Annotated in this window: 12 protein-coding genes; 11 read left to right on the top strand and 1 reads right to left on the bottom strand. The window is 44.8% G+C overall.

The genetic code is table 11. The features are described 5' to 3' along the window. Nucleotides 1-202 precede the first annotated feature (202 nt). From QF041_RS04055 to QF041_RS04030, 6 genes are all read left to right on the top strand, one after another. Nucleotides 203-2,146, top strand: a complete 1,944-nt coding sequence (locus tag QF041_RS04055) for a DUF4832 domain-containing protein (protein ID WP_307412219.1) — start codon at nucleotides 203-205, stop codon at nucleotides 2,144-2,146. Between the two features lie 330 nt (nucleotides 2,147-2,476). Beyond that, on the top strand, nucleotides 2,477-3,379 hold the full coding sequence (locus QF041_RS04050; RefSeq protein ID WP_307412217.1) for an NAD(P)/FAD-dependent oxidoreductase: 903 nt from the start codon (nucleotides 2,477-2,479) through the stop codon (nucleotides 3,377-3,379). A gap of 90 nt (nucleotides 3,380-3,469) precedes the next feature. Further along, nucleotides 3,470-3,871, top strand: a complete 402-nt coding sequence (locus tag QF041_RS04045; RefSeq protein WP_307412213.1) for an RrF2 family transcriptional regulator — start codon at nucleotides 3,470-3,472, stop codon at nucleotides 3,869-3,871. A gap of 65 nt (nucleotides 3,872-3,936) precedes the next feature. Beyond that, a complete protein-coding gene (locus QF041_RS04040) occupies nucleotides 3,937-5,394 on the top strand; it encodes a DHA2 family efflux MFS transporter permease subunit (protein WP_373461263.1) in 1,458 nt (485 codons plus the stop codon). Nucleotides 5,395-5,516: 122 nt separating this feature from the next. Next, nucleotides 5,517-6,716: an epoxide hydrolase family protein gene (locus QF041_RS04035; RefSeq protein ID WP_307412211.1), complete on the top strand. Its 1,200-nt coding sequence runs from the start codon at nucleotides 5,517-5,519 to the stop codon at nucleotides 6,714-6,716. 1,406 nt (nucleotides 6,717-8,122) lie between these two features. Beyond that, nucleotides 8,123-8,914, top strand: a complete 792-nt coding sequence (locus tag QF041_RS04030; RefSeq protein ID WP_307412209.1) for an SDR family oxidoreductase — start codon at nucleotides 8,123-8,125, stop codon at nucleotides 8,912-8,914. Nucleotides 8,915-9,073: 159 nt separating this feature from the next. On the opposite strand, the gene QF041_RS04025 is transcribed toward QF041_RS04030, so the two are convergent. Next, entirely contained in the window at nucleotides 9,074-9,331 is a 258-nt protein-coding gene (locus QF041_RS04025) for a GlsB/YeaQ/YmgE family stress response membrane protein (RefSeq protein WP_036613911.1), read from the bottom strand. Nucleotides 9,332-9,530: 199 nt separating this feature from the next. On the opposite strand from QF041_RS04025, the gene QF041_RS04020 reads away from it, so the two are divergent. The 5 genes from QF041_RS04020 (at nucleotide 9,531) to QF041_RS04000 (ending at nucleotide 19,621) form a co-directional block, all read left to right on the top strand. Further along, nucleotides 9,531-11,183 (top strand): extracellular solute-binding protein, encoded by a 1,653-nt coding sequence (locus QF041_RS04020; protein ID WP_307416889.1) that lies wholly within the window; start codon nucleotides 9,531-9,533, stop codon nucleotides 11,181-11,183. A gap of 74 nt (nucleotides 11,184-11,257) precedes the next feature. Beyond that, nucleotides 11,258-13,096: a sensor histidine kinase gene (locus QF041_RS04015; RefSeq protein ID WP_307412206.1), complete on the top strand. Its 1,839-nt coding sequence runs from the start codon at nucleotides 11,258-11,260 to the stop codon at nucleotides 13,094-13,096. A gap of 3 nt (nucleotides 13,097-13,099) precedes the next feature. Beyond that, nucleotides 13,100-14,641 carry a response regulator gene (locus QF041_RS04010; RefSeq protein WP_307412203.1) on the top strand — a complete coding sequence of 514 codons (1,542 nt, stop codon included), beginning with the start codon at nucleotides 13,100-13,102 and terminating at the stop codon, nucleotides 14,639-14,641. A 153-nt stretch (nucleotides 14,642-14,794) separates the two neighbouring features. Continuing rightward, nucleotides 14,795-16,843, top strand: a complete 2,049-nt coding sequence (locus QF041_RS04005; RefSeq protein ID WP_307412199.1) for a glycoside hydrolase family 16 protein — start codon at nucleotides 14,795-14,797, stop codon at nucleotides 16,841-16,843. 702 nt (nucleotides 16,844-17,545) lie between these two features. Continuing rightward, on the top strand, nucleotides 17,546-19,621 hold the full coding sequence (locus QF041_RS04000; RefSeq protein ID WP_307412195.1) for an alpha-galactosidase: 2,076 nt from the start codon (nucleotides 17,546-17,548) through the stop codon (nucleotides 19,619-19,621). The last annotated feature ends 22 nt before the right edge of the window (nucleotides 19,622-19,643 follow it).

Here is a 19,643-nt window from a genome sequence, read left to right as displayed (position 1 = left end):
TACTAAAATAATTAAAACAAGACGACCTCGACGTTCACAGATACAATTTGGATCGGTTGATTATTGATCATAGAATAGAATCTTGGAGTAAATTATTGACTAAAGGCTGTGAGGTGGAAAAGACGTCTACATAATGTTTATTGCAAACTTAATTTAACACTAGCAAAAGTAAGTTTATATCAGATATTGGGAGGAATCATTGATGAAAAGAAAATTACTTAAACCGATGACCATGATATTAACTCTTGGGTTATTCATAGGAGGTCCATTAGCGGTAATGTTTCCTAAAACGTCAGCAGCAGCTGGTACAATCACCGTTAATCTAACTGAAACGCAAGAGGCTTTCAAAAACCCTTTTAAGGGATTTAGACCTACTCGGTTTATGAATGACACCAAATTTCCGGATCATGAATACGGAACGGTGTTTAAGCACTATATCAAATACACGGATTTGGAAAATGCGTCATCGGACTCTGTACAGAAAATCATGGATTGGAGCAATGCAGCTTGGGCAGGGATTGAAAGCCAAAATAAAAAAGTTATCCCTCGCGTTCTCATCGTATATCCGAACGAAGGAGAATTTTGGCCCCAAGGGGTTCCTAGTGGCGACGTGGCTACACGCTGGACAACAAATATATTGAAAGATCGTCTTGCTGCATTTATTCAAAAGCTTGGTCAGGCATGGGATAGCGATCCCCGTGTTGCTTATGTGGAGCTGGGATTGTGGGGGAATTGGGGAGAACATCATATTTATCCGGATCAACTTGCCGATGAGACCGACCGGATTCCGCTCAGCTTCCAGACAGCTTTAGGAGACGCTGCTGAGCAAGCTTTTCAAAACAAGAAAGTTCAAGTACGTTATCCGGATACGTTCCAGAATTATGATTTCGGCCTTCTTTGGGACTCATTCGCATTAATTGATGATCTGGAAGGTGGGGAAGGCATTGTTTCTAGAGATAGCTGGAGAACACAAGTCAACGGCGGCGAGGTTGCTTATGATTGGGGACAGAAACATATCCAGCCTGGCGATTCTCCGGATGATACGTTAAGCGATATAAGGCATCGGAATTATGTTATCGATTGGATCAAAAAGACGCATACGACCAGTCTAGGCTGGATTGATCTGTACGATGCCAAAAATTCCGCTGTCTCTCAGGGAGCTGCACTGATGCAGAAGGAACTCGGATATCGATTCGTCATCAATCAAGCGACATTTTCGGAAAACGTGCAGCCTGGTGAGAAAATGGAAGTATCTTTTCAAGTTGTAAACAAAGGTTCTGCCCCGTTCTATTATAAATGGCCCGTTGAAGCCAGCTTGCTGAGAAGCGATCGCTCAGTTGCTTGGAAGGGCATTTTCAACAATGAGGATATTCGGAATTGGATGCCAGGTGACGACTGGAACAGTTCTAACCATCGATATGATCAGACGCCTTCGGATCAGCAAGTTTCCGGGGAATTTAATATCCCTTCCAACCTGCCAGCGGGTACTTACACCTTGGCGCTGTCCATTCTTGATCCTTATGGCAATCGTCCGAGCGCAAGATTTGCCAATACAAATTATTATACCGGCGGCAGGACACCGATTGGAAAAGTCGGCATCGGCATGGATCCTGCTAACCAGAACATCGGGCCTTTCGACAGCTTGAAGTCTGAAAATACACTTTCATATAGCTTAACTCAAACTCCTTATGACGGCGGTTACAGCAGCGGAACGAGCAGTTTACTCCTGGATGAATTTAACGACTCAATGAGTTGGCCGGGAAGCAATGGTATTAGCAAATGGACAGGAGCAAACGGGTTTGTAAACGATGCTGGTGTCATTGAATCAGGCGCGTTGAAGCTTCAGTATAACAATAACGGATGGTTTGGCTCTGATATTAAGCAGAACATAGAAAATTATTCAAAGATGGTAATTAAAATCAAAGGTGCACATGGCGGTGAACAAAATCATATGCAGCTCTCGATCGGGGGAGTGTCCCAAACATTGGCAGCTTTCAGCGGGGATACGGTAACAACCAACTTCAAAGAAGTTGAAATTGATTTGGCAGCGAAGGGTATAGATCGCAGCAGCCCAGGACAACTAACGATGACATTCTGGCATGGTGGAAATAGTACAATCTGGATTGATGAGATTCGTTTCGAATAATTAGCTTACCAATGATAGCTTAATAAAGACAGTTGAAAGCAGTCGATCAATCAATTTGATCGGCTGTTTTTGTTCAACTAATGAGTAGTTTGATCATAGATATTGGTACAATCGGCACAAGCGATTGAAGTTACAATGGCCTGTTTATATGGAATCATGAAACGATATTTCTTGGTACTTTTATCTGTTTCTTGTACTTCCCCCATCACAAATAGCGTACTCATGGCATTTAGGAATTAATAAAAATTTAATTATTTCATTTACAGATATTAAGGGTCTGTGATATGTTGATTAAGGCCCAACATACAAATTTGAAGGAGGCGATTGAATATGATTTATGATTGTGCCATTATTGGCGGTGGTCCCGCAGGATTAAATGCGGCATTAGTACTGGGTAGAGCCAGACGGAAGGTTGCCCTGCTGGATAACAATCAACCACGCAATGCAGTTACACATGCTTCACACGGATTTCTGACACGGGATGGGATTACACCGTCTGAGTTTCGGCGCATCGCTTATGAAGAGGTCACGAGTTATCCATCTGTAGAACATCACCCACTTACGGTCATGGATATCCAGAAGATACCGGAAGGATTTCTAATTATGGCAGGAGATCAGGTGATACGAGCACGCAAGCTGTTGATTACTACAGGGATGAAGGAAACGGTACCCGATATTCCCGGTTTGAAGGAGTTGTATGGGAAAAGTCTGTTTCATTGCCCCTATTGCGATGGATGGGAACTTAGAGATCGTCCGCTAATTGTTATTGCCGAGAACGAGGGTCTCTTTCACTTGGCAAAGCTGTTATATAACTGGAGTCGTGATCTTGTCATCTGCAGCAACGGGCGCAGTATTCTGACCGATGAACAAAAGCAAAAATTGATCGGCTACAATATCACGGTTTCAGAAAAAAAAGTCGCGGCATTTCATGGCGAAGACGGGATACTGCAAGAAGTCGAATTTGTTGACGGCTCCAAAATTAGACGAACAGGTGGCTTTGTTACTCCGAACTGGCAATCGAATTTTGTGTTTTCTGAGCGGTTAGGCTTGGAGACAAATGCCTTAGGAGGGGTCATTGCCGATGCTACAGGAAAGACGGGGATTACCGGAATATTTGCTGCCGGTGAGGCAGCTTCAGGTGCCCCTTCACAACTTATTGTGGCTGCCGCTGCAGGAAGTGTTGCTGCCGCAAGCCTGAATCTTGAGCTGACCGAAGAAGAATTCAGCCAGTAAAGCGACTTGACCTTTCATAAGCTTGATCCAACCATCAATTTAAAAATATTATGAATATGTAGAATTCTCTAATAAAGAAGGTTGATGAGCTTGAAATACTCAAAAGCTACCGATTATGCGCTTCATACGATGCTTTTTTTGATGGCCGCTACCCCCGACAAGACAATTGGGGTACAGCAGCTGGCTGAGAAACAGGGGGTATCTCCTACCTATTTGTCCAAAATTCTGACTAAGCTAGCTAAAGCGGACATGATCGAATCCGCTTCTGGAGCTCATGGGGGATATAAATTAAAGCAGAAATGGGATGAACTATCTTTACTTGATATCGTTCATGCTATTGAAGGTACATCGTCTTTATTTGATTGCAGTTTTGACCATGGACCTGAATGTCCGATTCAGCAAGTCGTTGAAATCGCAGAGGCCAAAATGGAACAGCATTTAAGAGAGCAAATGTTGGTCACACTTATTATTAAAATGAAGGACAAACTTTAATTTTTTTTGAAATAATTAGATACATAAAGTATCTATAAAATCCATTATGCATAGGAAGTGTACAGATGAATGTGCAAGGATCAGAAGTCGTACAAAATTCAAAAAAAAACTACCAAACAACTCTCATTATGGCAGTCTTCTTGCTTAGTGGTTTTGTCGGACTGTTCAGCGAAACAGCGCTGAATGTCGCCTTAAGCAGCTTGATGGACTTGTTCCAGATTTCAGCTTCCATGGCGCAGTGGCTAACCACTGGTTACTTGTTGACACTGGGCATTTTAGTTCCGTTGTCGGGACTGCTACTGCAATGGTTTTCCACCAGACAACTGTTTATTTTCTCCTTAAGCTTATCGATAGGCGGTACATTAATTGCCGCCCTTGCCACAGGGTTTGAGGTGCTGTTAATCGGACGAATCATTCAAGCTGCAAGTATGGCCGTGTTGGTGCCATTGATGTTTAATACCATTCTTATTATTTTCCCTCCAGAAAAAAGAGGTGCGGTCATAGGTATTTTGGGTCTTGTGCTGGTTGTAGCACCTGCCACGGGCCCAACGTTATCGGGAATAATTATCGGAAGCTTGGGGTGGCAGTGGATTTTCTGGTTGTCCCTTCCCATCATCGGAATTTGTCTGCTGCTTGGATTGAGGTTCATCCAAAATGTGTCTACGATTTCCAAACCCAAAATCGATTTTTTGTCTCTTTTCGTTTCTACGGTAGGATTTGGTGGAATTGTATTTGCTTTTAGTGGTGTAGGTGAAGGTGAGGGCGGTTGGGGTAGTGCGATGGTTATATTACCGATGATTGCAGGAATATTGGCTTTGTTGGTATTCGTGTGGCGCCAGAACCGAATAAAGCAGCCGATGTTGAATCTACGTGCACTCAAATACCCCATGTTTTCGATTGGAACACTCATGTTGTTTGTTTGCATGCTTCTCATATTAACTGCCATGGTCGTGCTCCCCATGTACTTGATCAGAGGCTTGGGACTGGATGCCTTAACAGCGGGTTTGGTGCTATTACCTGGAGGCATTCTGCAAGCCATTATGTCCCCGGTGATGGGGAAATTGTTTGATAGATTTGGCCCACGCTGGATTGTTCCTTTGGGCTTGATCGTAATTTCTACGGCTTTGTTTTTTCTTAAGGGAATTTCGGAAAGCACCTCGTTAATACTAATTATGATCATGCACACCGGATTGATGGTCGGTATCTGTGCGGTATGGATGCCATCGCAGACCAATGGTCTTAATCAACTGCCTCCGGAACTATACCCGCATGGAAGCGCGATTATGAATACGATTCAGCAGATTGCCGGAGCAATCGGTACGGCAGTTGCCATCAGCCTGATATCAGTCGGGAGTCATGCTTTTATGGAAACGGCAATTGACCCGACAAACCCTGTAAATGATTCATTAGCTCTAATAGCAGGGGTTCAGACTAGCTTTGTTTTTGCGTTTGTGGTTGCTCTTGTCGGCTTGCCTCTTGCTTTCTTCATAAAACGAGTTCAAGTAGGTAACCCATCATCCTAATAGATGGAGAGAGAATGGTTGCTATTGTTTAATGCGGGCATTTGGGAGAATGCCTGCCACAATGGATTTCATCGATTTTATTGATATGGAATCAATATAGTTTTAATGGGAGGCTTTAAAGGATGAATGATACAAGGAAACGAGGAACGGAAGTTGCAGATCCAACTTTGGAACAAATTCAATCTTTTCGCGTTTCTGTGCCTCAAGCTGATCTTGATGACCTGAAAAATCGTTTAGAACGCACTCGATGGCCAGATGAATTACCTGGAGTGGGATGGGATTACGGTGTACCACTTAATTATGTTAAGGAATTGGTAAACTACTGGAGTACGAATTACGATTGGCGAAAACATGAAGCTAGGCTTAATGAGTTTCCTCAGTTCATCACAACGATAGACGGTGAAAACATACATTTTCTCCACGTTCGTTCTCCTGAGCCCAATGCGTTACCGTTGTTAATGATCCACGGCTGGCCGGGATCGATTGTTGAGTTTCTAAATATTATTGGTCCATTAACTAACCCTCGGTTCTATGGAGGGAATCCAGAGGATGCTTTTCATCTGGTTGTGCCATCCATTCCAGGATACGGATTTTCAGGACCGACCCAGCAACCTGGAATGAATATCCAACGTATCGCTCAGATGTTTATAGTGCTTATGGAACGATTAGGATATCAACGTTACGGCGTACAAGGTGGAGATTGGGGTTCATTTATTTCTCAACAAATAGGATTGCTAAACCCTGATCATATTATTGGAATTCACCTTAATATGTTGACGACATTTCCTCCTGAAGATTTTAAAGAGGTAGAGAGTCTGACAAAAGAAGAAAAAGAGCGTTTAGAAAAATTGAAGCTTTATGATCTTGAATTATCTGGGTACATGAAAATCCAAGCCACACGTCCACAGACTTTAGCCTATGCTTTAATCGACTCACCTGTTGGTCAACTAGCATGGATTGTTGAAAAATTTAAGGAGTGGACGGACTCTACAAACCTTCCAGAAGATGCTATCGATCGTGATGATATTCTTACAAATGTCATGCATTATTGGCTAACTGGAACAGCTGGATCTTCAGCACGTCTATATTATGAGACATTATTTAAGTATGATCCTTCAGTGGAAAACAAGGAAATTTCTACAGTACCCACTGGTGTAGCAGTTTTTCAGAAGGATACTATGCTACCGATTCGTCGATTTGCCGAGCGCGATCATAAGATCATTCACTGGTCAGAGTTTAAACGTGGCGGTCACTTTGCAGCCTTAGAACAGCCTGTACTTCTCATGAATGATATAAAGAAGTTTTTTGGCAATTTTAAATAAACGAAGGACAGGTACTAAAACTTTAAATTACATGTAAGTAATGAGATTTTTAAGAAGCGTACCTATTTTCCGAGGAATTGACCTCTGTTTGTGACTGCTCGTACAGCAGACGTAACAAATGCAAATGGCCATACGACTAACTATACGCTAAACTCTAACTTCGTGGCAGATACCGGGGAACAGTTGCGCACTTACGGTGATTACTCTAGAACTGGGAGTGTAATTCGCGAGTACGACTTACACGTATGACTCCAATGAGAATGCGGTCTTTCTAACGATAGTATTAAAAAGATTATTTATTCAAAAATATAAGATATAGAAATCACATCAGTATTCTTATGGTGTGATTTTTTTGTGAGTGTAAAAAATGATTCTGAATTATCTATTATATATTTTTATTAAGATTTCCTTTGCTAAAATTAAAACAACTTTCTGGGAGGTATGCTATTGGTCAAATAAAAACGAATAGCCCTGCAATTCAATTTTGGAAGAACGTATATAAATCATTAGATATAGAATTTTATGAAAAGGAAGAGAAAGAGGATGGACATGAGGTCATATATCAATATTTTAAAGTCTAACAACAACGGTGATGAAGGAGCCCAACACTTTTATAGGAAGCTAGGCTATCAAGATACAGGATGCCTTTTCTTTACCAAGCCATTAAACTAACGGGCAGGTTAGTTTAATGGAGAAAAAATAATTATCTACAATGATTGAGGAGGTAGTAAGGAGATAGAATAACGAGTGGAGATGCACTCGTGTGACTTATGTACATTCTCTTTTTTTCTGAATTAATTCATTTGATGGGATATCAATGATTAGATTTGATGGAAATAAAATCCGATTAATAGAAGAGTATGAAGCTACACATGAAACCTTTAGACCATGTAAGATTGATTAAAGAGGATTGATAATAAACCTTTGGCTAATAACCCAAAATGTCGTGGGACAAGAACATGGTCCCATTTCCGATTAGATAAATATCTAAGTGTAGAAGTGAGTTTCTTTTGAGCGATTAACTGACTACAGGATGGATTATGATTAAGAGACCAGCTTCAACGCTAGGAGGTATTTCCACTGGAACTGTAATCCCATGCATTTATTATCTTGACAGTAATTGATTCTGACTCGTAATATTTGAAGTGGAGATGTAGGAAAGGGGACTCGCCGGACAATGTGGACTTCCTTGTAATGGTTATCTAAATTGGATCGCTCGACTTGGTGTTTTGGTTATAACCACACGCCTCGTTTGTTATGCCGATCTGCAATCATTCAAGGGACGCGAGGAACCGTTTGAAACCCTGGCGCGATACTTGATGTATCCGCTTTTTGTTATACCTAGGATAATTCCATCTCCAATGAAAAATGGTTTTCTCCCTCCCTTATTAAACGGAGGAAATAAAATGACCAAACTATATGGAAAAACCGCAATCGTGACAGGCACAAGCCGCCCCGGAGGTATCGGAACCGCCGTCTGCCGCACGTTGGCGCACGAAGGCGCTAATGTGTTCTATACCCATCTGTACAATTACGATAAGACAGAGAATCCGGGAGATGCCGACAAGAACTGGCCGGATCTCTTCGCCGAAGAACTTCGCTCCTATGGCATTAAGGTAGCACATATGGAGGTCGATCTTACCGATCCCAATTCTCCAGCGCGACTGCTTGATGCATGCAGGTCAGCTCTCGGGCTGCCGACCATTCTCGTCAACAACGCTACCTACAGCGTAGCAGCTGATTTTCGTCAATTGAGTGCATCACTGATCGATGCGCACTGCGCCATGAACATTCGAGGTACGTTCATGCTATCGGCCGAATTTGCGCGTATGCTGGAGGTTGAACTGGCCGGCCGTCAGTTCCTTTGCGGCGGCCGGATCATCAACCTCACGTCTGGTCAAGGTAAGGGGCCGATGCCTGGCAATCTCGCTTATGCCGCAACAAAAGGCGCTGTCTCCACCTTTACCGAATGTCTATCTGCTGAACTGGCTCCGTTTCACATTACTGTGAATGCGGTTGATCCCGGTCCTACCGATACGGGTTGGATGTCGGAAGAAGTGAAAAAAGCTTTGCTACCGGGATTTCCGATGGGCAGGATCGGTCTTCCTGAAGATGTATCCCGTCTGATTGCTTTTCTGGCAAGTGACGATTCTCAATGGATCACCGGACAAATCATTCATTCTAGAGGTGGATTCTAATTTCCATAAAACCAAAGGAGGCCGCCGATCAACAGGATCGGCGGCCTTATTCGACTACCGGGTGGAAACTATGCTTTGTGAAGAAGATGATGCAAAGGTGGCGAAAGAAGCTTTACGTCAATACCCAATCAATTGGGTAAAACTTGTCGTCTCCGCCTTTTAACGTCTTCGGAACGCTCCAGCGCGCGCCAGAGCATAGAAAATCAAGAGAGCAATGATCGACCCGACGATCGCGGGTATGATATGAAATCCACCCACCACCGGCCCCCTCGGTCCCAACAGTTCATACCCTAACCACGATCCAACAAAGCCAGCAATGATATTTCCAAGTACGCCTCCCGGCACGTCCCGTCCAATCAGATTTCCACTTAACCAGCCAATTAGCCCACCGACAATAAGTATCCAGATTAAATACACGAATTGGTCTCCCTTCCATTGATCTATTACAAGTTATGTTTCGTTAGGGGGAATGTTGCGGATCATCTGCAAATCGACCATTAAACCATTTCCATTTTAATCCAAGGGTAGTAAAATCGGTTGTACCACCACTAGTATGAATGCTGATGCAGATGGGGATTGGAGATCGCCAGTATAGGAAGGAGGCACTTAGGTGTTCATGTTTCGAAGTCCTTTTATTATAGCCTTATTGATGATGTGTCTGATGTCAGGCTTGTCTGCTTGTTCTGAGTCAGAGCAATCGGAAGATAGGGGTGCTTCGACAAAGGCTGACTTCACGGAGCAGATACAGAGCCTTAATCTGAATCTGGAAGAACCGTCATGGAAGCTGGATACCACCCCCGTGAATCTAACGTGGTTCATTGGAGCCGAATGGTACGGGCACACTTGGGGTGAGAACCTGACTTCCAAATATGTCACCCAAAAAACAGGGGTCAATATCGAATTTGAAGTATCAACTGGTGAACCAAGCGAGATGTTATCACGAATGTTGACGACCGGTAGTCTGCCGGATTTGATAACCATCGGCTCCTGGGAGAGTGCGGTTAACAAACTTCGGGAGAGTAATCTCATCTATGCCCTGGATGAGCTAGCCAACCAGTATGATCCTTACTTTTACAAGGTAGCAGGTGATGGTGCTCTGCAATGGTATCGGCAGGAAGACGGCCATACCTATGTCATCCCCAATGATGCGTACAGTCCCGAACAGATGCGTTCAACCGGCTTGACGGGAGCGAACCAAACCTTTCTCGTACGTAAAGATCTGTATGAGTCGATGGGCAAACCGGACCTTACCACACCGAAAGGTTTTCTAAATGCATTGCAATTGCTGAAGAATCAATATTCTGTTTATAAAGGCAAGCTAATCAGTCCGTTCTGGGCACAGGGGAATGCATCCTATGGGATGACCGAATATTTGCAAAATCTGCTTGCGATCCCCCATGAACAGAACGGTAAAGTATACGACCGAATGACAGATCCGGATTATATTGAGTGGCTGAAAACATTTCGTATCGCTTACGAGCAGGGCCTGATTAATGTTGATTTTCTGGTCGACTCCAGTGCACAGGTGCAGGAAAAAACCAACCAAGCCCAATATTTTATGATGATTCGGGAATGGACAGACATATCGGACCTCAATTCGAAATTGGAAGGCCTTACGAATCAGAGTTCATACTATACTGCTGTAGATGGACCCCGGAGCAGCAGGGGAGAATCCGCCAAACTGTTTCCCGGCAGCATGGATGGCTGGATGGTTACGATGATTAGCAAATCCACGGAAAACCCTGAACGGGCCATTCGATTTTTGACCTATCTGACCAGCGAAGAAGGCCAAAGGGATTTATTTTTGGGCAAAGAAGGTGAAACCTGGGCGATGAAGAACGGCAAACCGCAGTTGACGGCGGCAATGGTTGAGTTGCATGACACGGATAGGGAGCGGCTGGAAAAGGAATACGGCATTATGGATACCTACTGGATGCTGCGAAACCCTGCTTTCGTTAACAAGTGGAGACCAGAGAATACCCCATCCATTAAGCAAATGGAGGAGTTCGCCAACCAACAGGCCGATCTGGACAGCGGCATCTATAAGGGACTAGATCCTATAGGGGATTCCGATATAGCGTTAGCCTGGTCACGTATTTCTCAGAATTGGGAAGAAGTGCTGCCAGAACTGATTACAGCGAAGGATGAAACTGCCTTTGACAAAATTTTTGAAAATTTTCTGATACGTCGTGTGAACTATGGCTTTAACCAGGTGATGGAATATCGCCAGGCTGAACTGGAACTGAGGAAAGCCAAGATAGCCAGATAACCATTCCCTACTACATTGTTAACGATCAGCTAAATAGTAATATATGGTATAACAAAGGTGGTGAATACATCAGAATGAAATACCTGCTAACGAGATTGAGGAAGCTTTATCGCAATGCCCGTATATCCCAAAAGCTGTTTCTGGCATTTAGCCTGATGATTGCCATACCTGTTATTTTGATATCCTTCGTGTATATCCGCATGCAAGAAACCCAGCTATATAAGGATGCTATGGCAACGGGCAACAGCCACGTTTCATGGCTGAATGAACAATTGCGCAGAAGAATGGACATGATTGAGAACGCTTCCAATACAGCCCTTACTCAAAAGTCATTTGTGGATTTTATTCATTCCAATATGCTTGTGGATGGACTGCGTCTGGTGAAGTTTAAGCAAAACCAGTTTGAGCAAATGCTTAATATCATTCAAAGCAATGCGATGATCAGTGAGCTTAGCTTTTACGTCGATAACCCAAACTTGTATGAAATCTGGCCTGAAATCTATCATTATAAGAAATTTTGGCCACAGGATTATTGGGTAAAGCTTCGGGACGAAGGTGGTGCGGCTTACCGTTTATTTTCTTTTAGGGATGGTGAACACACATTATCCTACTATCGTCTGGTTCGCCTTCAAGGGCAGGAACAAAAACGCCCTAGTATTATGGAAGTGCGAGTCCCGCACAGCATGTTTTTCAGCGACCTGCTCCAGGAGAGCAAGGGGGAATTCTTTTCGGTGTTGATGAATGCAAGCGATCCTCCCCAGTATGTTTACAATCCCCAGCATGAGTTTTCTGAGAAGTACGGGCAGGGGATGGAGGATATCCTTGGCAGTATTCATCGCCAGCTGGATAAATTGCCGCAGGAAAGCCCGCTTCAGGTTAAGGTGGGAGATCAGAGCTTCTATGCATTGTATCGATACATCGCTCCGTTGAACACTTATGTGGTTGAGATTGCTTCCCATCAGGCATTGATGAAGGGGCCGCGCAGTTGGTATGCATTTGTGGTAACGATTACATTATGTGTATTGCTGCTGATTATGCTACTCGTATCCCAAACGACACGGCGTATTTTCCGGCGGTTGGACAGCGTACTGATATCCATGCGTCAGGTACGAAAAGGCGAGCTGGATGCAATGATTGATACAGGCCTTGATGAGAACGAAAGAGGGGATGAAATCGATGAGGTGGCGGTGAATTACAATAAAATGTTACATGAGATCAAACGTCTAATGACACAGGTCGTGGATAAGCAGTTAATTGCCAAAAACGCACAGTTGCACTCCCTGCATTCGCAGATTAATTCTCATTTTTTATATAACGCCCTGGAATCGATCCGTATGGTGGCAGAGGTACAGAGGCAGCCTGCGATAGCCAATTCATTGGTGTCGTTGGGGTCCCAGCTACGTTACAGCATGCAGTGGCGTAGCGATACCGTTGCTTTTCATGAGGAACTCGCCAATATCCAAAGTTATATTGAATTTATCAACTTTATGGAAGGCGGCAGTATCGTTATGACGGCGGATCTTCCTCAGGAGATACTTCGCTATGCCATTCCCAAGATGTGTATGCAGCCTATCGTTGAAAATGCAGTTCATCACGGGGCACCTTCAGGCGGTAGGGTAACTATAGAGATTACCTTTTCTGTGGAGAATGACAGTCTGCTTTTCATTAACATAAGAGATGACGGAAAGGGGTTAGAGCCTGAGATGTTACACCGTCTTCAGGCAGTACTGCGGAGCGAGTCGGATACGCCGATGGTGACTAGCAGGAACGGACTTGGTTTGGAAAACGTGAATAAGCGGTTGCAGCTTCATTATGGCAAGAATTGCGGTCTGTGGATTGATAGTGTGCAAGGTGCATATACCTGCGTAACGATACGTTTGCCTTGGGAAAATGTAAATCTTGGAGGGTGGTAGAGCATGATTAATATCCTGATTGTGGACGATCAAAAACACATTCGTGACGGCCTGCAGGCCATGCTGCATCAATTTCCTCTGGAGCTGAACAACATATACTGTGCCGCGAGCGGGATTGAGGCGCTGTCCCTATTGCGGCAGCATTGCATTCACATCGTGATTACCGATATTATGATGCCGGATATGGATGGGTTGGCACTCATGGCTCAAACCAAAGAGGAATACATGGATGTGGAATACCTCATTATCAGCGGTTATAGTGATTTTACATATGCCCAAAAAGCGATCGGGCTTGGGGCAAAGGGCTACTTGCTCAAACCTTTGAAGCGAGAGGATCTGCAACATTCCCTGGAGCATGTATGGCAAGAGATCCAGACACGGCAGGCACTTACGCATAATATGCAGCGTGTATCCCGTCTCGCCCAAGAGACCGATCGTAAAGAATTAAGAATGTTTATGCAAGGTGCGTTATGTGATGACGCATGGATTCTTCAGATTGAGGAACAAAATGATGCATTATGGCGTAATTATCGCCTAGCCCTGCTGCGGGAAGAAGTTTGCATGAACCAGCCCGGAGCCAGCAGCGCCCATAGCATGGAAGCCATTGCTTATCGTGTGTTTGGCAGACAAGGTTGTATTTGCCTGCAACATCGCCCATACCTGATCCTTGCGGTGGATGCGTCCATAGATCCAAGTGTTTTGCCTGCAGCGCTCAAGGAAGGAAAGATCGATGCCATAACGGCCATGACTAACCCGATTCAGGGGTTAAAAGAACTACCAGACAGCTATACCCAAGTGCTTGAGCTCTATCGCCACAGTTACCTGTTTCCTGATCAGTATAGTATCTTCCCAGCACATATTGAGCATATGGAACAGCAGTGGCAACTTCCCTATGAAGACTTATATGAACTGTTCCAGTCGATTGGAACGGATAACAGCGGAATAATTACTCAGGGTATTTCTGCAATATTTCATAAAAAGGTGCTGCAACGTTATCCTATTCGCTATACCCAACAGCTCTGCGCCGCCACCGTCCAGATGATGGAGGAATACGAACGAGTTATCCACCCTTATATGGGGGAAGAAGTGCTGGACCTTGAATCATTGCATAATCTCTTTGATTATCAAGGGATGCGTGAGTATATACAAGCACTGCAACAGCAGCTGCTTCGGCTGAATCAGTTATATTATGACTATAAGTGTAGCTATCGCCATTCGCAGGATCTAAATGAAGCCATTCGTTTTATACACGAGAGTTACCACAAACCGCTGGACCTCGCGATGGTATCCAATCATGTATCGCTTAATTATGCTTATTTTTCAAATCTGTTTAAGAAGAATATTGGTAAAGGTTTTGCTGAATACCTACGAGATGTGCGTCTGGATAAAGCGCGGCGTCTTCTCGCCGAAACCGATTATAAAATTGTTGAGGTGGCTGCTATGGTTGGATATGAAAGCTACAAAAGCTTTACACGCGCGTTCCGACTTGTGATGCAGATCCAACCCACAGAGTACCGACAGATGATGCGGCAGAAGGCAGATTGAATCAAAAGCCAAAAAAATGGGATACCACAAAAACAATTGTACCTTTTCAGCAAATTAACCTATTGGATAGAATAAAGATATTCCCATATGTAAGCGATTTCCTTAATGCGCATGGATTGGGAGAAGCTATTATTCTATTAAAGGAGGGCAATTATGAAACCATCTCACTTTACGGCGAAACGGTTTATGAAAAAGGTACTCGGTATGTTCCTTGTGGTTGTGATGCTGACTAGTATTGGCATACTGCCAGCTTCAAAGGTTCAGGCAGCGGGAACTACCGTAACCTCAATGGAGTACTTCTCATCAGCAGACGGGCCTGTTATTTCAAAATCAGGGGTTGGCAAGGCCAGCTACGGATTTGTTATGCCTAAATTCAATGGAGGCTCCGCGACATGGAATGATGTTCACAGTGATGTGGGCGTTAATGTAAAAGTGGGCAACAACTGGGTTGATATCGACCAGGCAGGCGGTTATATCTATAACCAAAACTGGGGGCACTGGAGCGATGGCGGCTTCAATGGTTATTGGTTCACCCTCTCCGCAACAACCGAGATTCAGCTATACTCCAAAGCGAATGGTGTTAAGATGGAGTATCAACTTGTATTCCAAAACATCAACAAAACAACCATCACAGCGATGAATCCGACACAAGGTCCACAAATCACAGCAAGTTTCACAGGCGGTGCAGGCTTTACATATCCAACGTTCAACAATAATCCTGCGGTCACTTATGAAGCTGTTGCGGATGATTTGAAGGTGTATGTCAAACCTGTAAACAGTAGCACCTGGATTGATATTGACAATAATGCAGCCAGCGGCTGGATCTACGATCACAATTTTGGCCAATTCACGGATGGCGGCGGTGGGTACTGGTTTAACGTAACGGAGTCGATCAATGTCAAATTAGAATCAAAGACTTCTTCGACTAATCTTGTTTATACCATTACGTTTAATGAACCTACAAGAAATTCATATGTCATTACGCCATACGAAGGAACAACCTTCACAGCAGATGCGAATGGTTCCATTGGGGTTCCGCTTCCCAAAATTGATGGAGGGGCGCCAATCGCCAAGGAACTGGGCAATTTTGTATACCAAATTAACATGAATGGGCAATGGGTTGATTTGAGTAACTCCAGCCAGAGCAAATTTGCATACTCCGGTAATGGGTATAACAATATGTCCGATGCCAACCAGTGGGGTTACTGGGCCGATTATATCCATGGTCTTTGGTTCCAGCCAATCCAAGAAAATATGCAGATCCGTATCGGATATCCGCTGAACGGACAGGCGGGTGGAAATATTGGCAACAACTTCGTCAACTATACTTTCATCGGCAATCCAAATGCTCCGCGTCCGGATGTATCCGATCAAGAGGATATCTCGCTCGGAACACCAACCGACCCGGCTATCTCGGGCATGAACCTCATTTGGCAGGATGAATTCAACGGAACTACGCTGGATACAAGCAAATGGAACTATGAAACAGGATATTATCTCAACAACGATCCCGCTACTTGGGGATGGGGAAATGCAGAACTGCAGCACTACACAAACAGCGCCCAAAATGTATATGTACAGGACGGAAAGCTGAATATCAAAGCCATGAACGACAGCAAATCTTTCCCACAAGACCCGAATCGGTATGCACAGTATTCTTCGGGAAAGATTAACACCAAGGATAAACTATCCTTGAAATACGGCAGAGTAGATTTTCGTGCCAAGCTTCCTACAGGTGATGGTGTATGGCCAGCACTGTGGATGCTTCCAAAAGATTCGGTATATGGCACTTGGGCTGCATCAGGTGAAATTGATGTTATGGAAGCGAGAGGCCGTCTGCCTGGATCAGTAAGCGGTACCATACACTTTGGTGGACAATGGCCAGGGAACCAGTATTCGGGCGGCGATTATCACTTCCCGGCCGGGCAAACTTTTGCCAATGATTATCATGTATACTCGGTAGTCTGGGAAGAGGACAACATTAAATGGTATGTGGACGGCAAGTTTTTCTATAAAGTCACTAACGAGCAGTGGTATTCCGCAGCTGCACCGAATAATCCGAATGCACCTTTCGATGAGCCGTTCTACCTCATTATGAACTTGGCAATCGGCGGAAACTTTGACGGCGGCCGTACCCCGAACGCCTCCGATATTCCGGCAACTATGCAAGTGGATTATGTACGCGTGTATAAAGAACAGTAATTTGCGATTTCGCGTAGAGCGAATGAAGAACAGATGCTGGGCAAACTGGAGAACCTGAAATCTCATACTCTAAAATTGGCTTACGACCGATTCCCAATATTTCTACCTGGGAATCGGTCGTTTAAATTTAGACTTGATAATGTAGTTCATTGGCTGCAACTCTTGTCGAAGGACAAGGACATAAGTAAGTACTGGGTTATCTGAATACGATGAGGCAGGTGACGATCTATACTTTTGTGCTGGCGGTACCGGAGCACAGTATTTAAAGAAAAAGCAATTCGGATTTAATCCGAATTGCTTTTTTACAGCTTTTCCATTAGGTATATATCTAATCGTTATTCCGCGTTAATCCATTAAGCTAACGGGCAAGTTCATTTCTGAATGAGGCGGTAGCCAAGCCATATGACAGCATGATTACTCACATATTGCGGATTACCGTTTGCTATTCGATCGGGCGAAGCTTCAGCTTGGGACTTCACCTTCAACTTCGCCGGAGCATAAATTCCGGACAGCGGAAGGCGTAACAGCGGTCAGTCCGGGTTCAACCATACCTAGAAGGTTAAATTGAATTAAATCGCGTTATGGATCGGAAGATCGTTGCATGGAAAATGCTCTATTCGGTCTTTATAATGAGGGCAGACTTGGGCATGGGAGACATAACCGGCTCCGCTCAGGGCACAGCATGCAACAATAAGGAGGCATATGATGCTAACTAGCGATACAGCCGTACAAGTGCAGCAACAGAATGTTAATCTTGTAAGCGTTACAAACGGGCACGTGAGTCTAGAGATCAATCTTGAAAATGGTGAAGCGTCCTGCATCGGCAACCATTCTTCCCATGTGAAGGGCATTCGTAGTGCTTTTCGCTGGCAGGGCCGGGAATACAGCACGGATCATTATCAGAACCATGAGCTGAAGGAACAGGAAGATATTGTTCGAGAAGGTTTTGGAAAAGGCATCCGCTTGGTTGTTCTGCATAAAGCTTCGTTGCTGCCACAGCTGGAGCAGCATTTCTATATGTATGAATCCTCACCGTTTGTACTGGTGCAGACCGCTATAGTCGGGGATGAAGAGCTTAAAGCGAACCGGATGGCTGTGATCCAATCCAAAACCATATCAATCGGTGGAGAATCCGGCCAGGATGAACCGAGCATTCTGCGCGTACCGTTTGATAACGACAAATGGGTCAGATATACGGTGGTCAAGCCGCCACTGGATGTGGAGAGTTACGAGGTGACTGCCTTGTTCGCGCCCGACAGCCGCAGGGGAATTGTGTTGGGCTCCCTTACGCATAAGGTATGGAAAACAGGGATTCGTATGCAAAGCGAAAAAAGCGGACATATCGAGGGACTTGATCTGTACGGCGGTGCCGTGAGTGAACTGACTCGCGATTCCCAGCCTCATGGTTATGTGGAGGGAAAGAGAGTTGAATCCCCCCTGGTATTCATCGGATTCTATGAAGACTACCGTGAAGGTCTTGAAGCCTACGGTCAGGCGAATACCTGGATTGAGGCTCAATTGCCTTGGGAGGGGGGTGTCCCGATCGGATGGAACAGCTGGTCTGCGGCCATGAGTGATCTGGACTATGATTTGTATACAGCGACCAGCGATTTTCTGAAAAATGAAGTACAGCCGCTTGGATTCGAGAATGAGGATACGTTATATATCAACTTTGATGCGTTCTGGGACAACTTTACGCCGGTAGAGATGAAGAGTGCACTGGACCGGGTGCGGCAAAATGGACATAGAGCGGGAACGTACTGGACTCCATTTGCCTTCTGGGGAGGGCCTGATCAGTTCGGTCAGGCGGTCGAAGGAACGAACGGCAAGTACACCTATGCAGATATCCTGCTGCGTGACAGTGAGGGCGAAATCCTGCCAGATGTAGACGGTGGTCTGGCGATAGACCCGACACATCCTGGCAATTTGCAAAGAATCGACTGGTTCACGAACAAATTCATCGCGGAAGGTTTCGAATATATCAAACTGGATTTCTTGGCACATGGCTCGCTGGAAGGACAGCACCATAATCCGGATATTACAACAGGGATTGCGGCTTATCACTATGGCATGTCTTATTTGCAGCATAAACTCTCGCCAGAAGTAATCGGACGGCCATTTTTCATAAACTTGTCCATCGCTCCATTATTTCCGTATGCATTTGCCCACAGCCGCCGTATTTCCTGTGATGTCTTCGGTACACTTGCGGATACTGAATATCTGTTGAACTCGTTGACACACGGCTGGTGGATGAGCAATACGCTCTATCGCTACAATGATCCGGATCATTCCGTGTTATACAAGAGCTTCAATCAGGAAGCTACCGGCTGGCATGAAGGACGCAGCCGCCTGACCGCTTCAGTTATTGCCGGAACGGTGCTCCTGCTCGGAGATGACTTCCGCAAAGAGGAAGCTGCCGAACGGGCAAGAGCTTGGCTTGGTAACACGGATATTTTGAACGTTGCTCGTATGGGCAAAACCTTCCGTCCAGTTGAAGGTGATCTGGGGAAGCTGTCTTCTGACGTGTTTGTCCTCGAATCGCTGGAAGAAAAGAGTTTCTATCTCGCCGTCTTCAACTTTGATGCTGCACAGGCTGCGGAGAAATCCATCTCGCTGAAACGGGCCGGGCTAAACGCCAATGCCCTATACAATGTGCAAGATCTGTGGGAAGGCTCACAAGGGGAAACGTCTGGAGAGCTTATTGTCTCGCTGGAACCGGCGGAATCCAAAATCTTCAGATTGACCGTGAAGGAAAACGGATCGGAGTCAAATAATTAAGCGGAACCATGATCGATTTTAA

The sequence above is a fragment of the Paenibacillus sp. W2I17 genome (genome assembly GCF_030815985.1).
GTDB lineage: Bacteria > Bacillota > Bacilli > Paenibacillales > Paenibacillaceae > Paenibacillus.
Note: the sequence above shows the minus strand (reverse complement) of the source record. Positions and strands in the feature narration are given on the sequence as shown.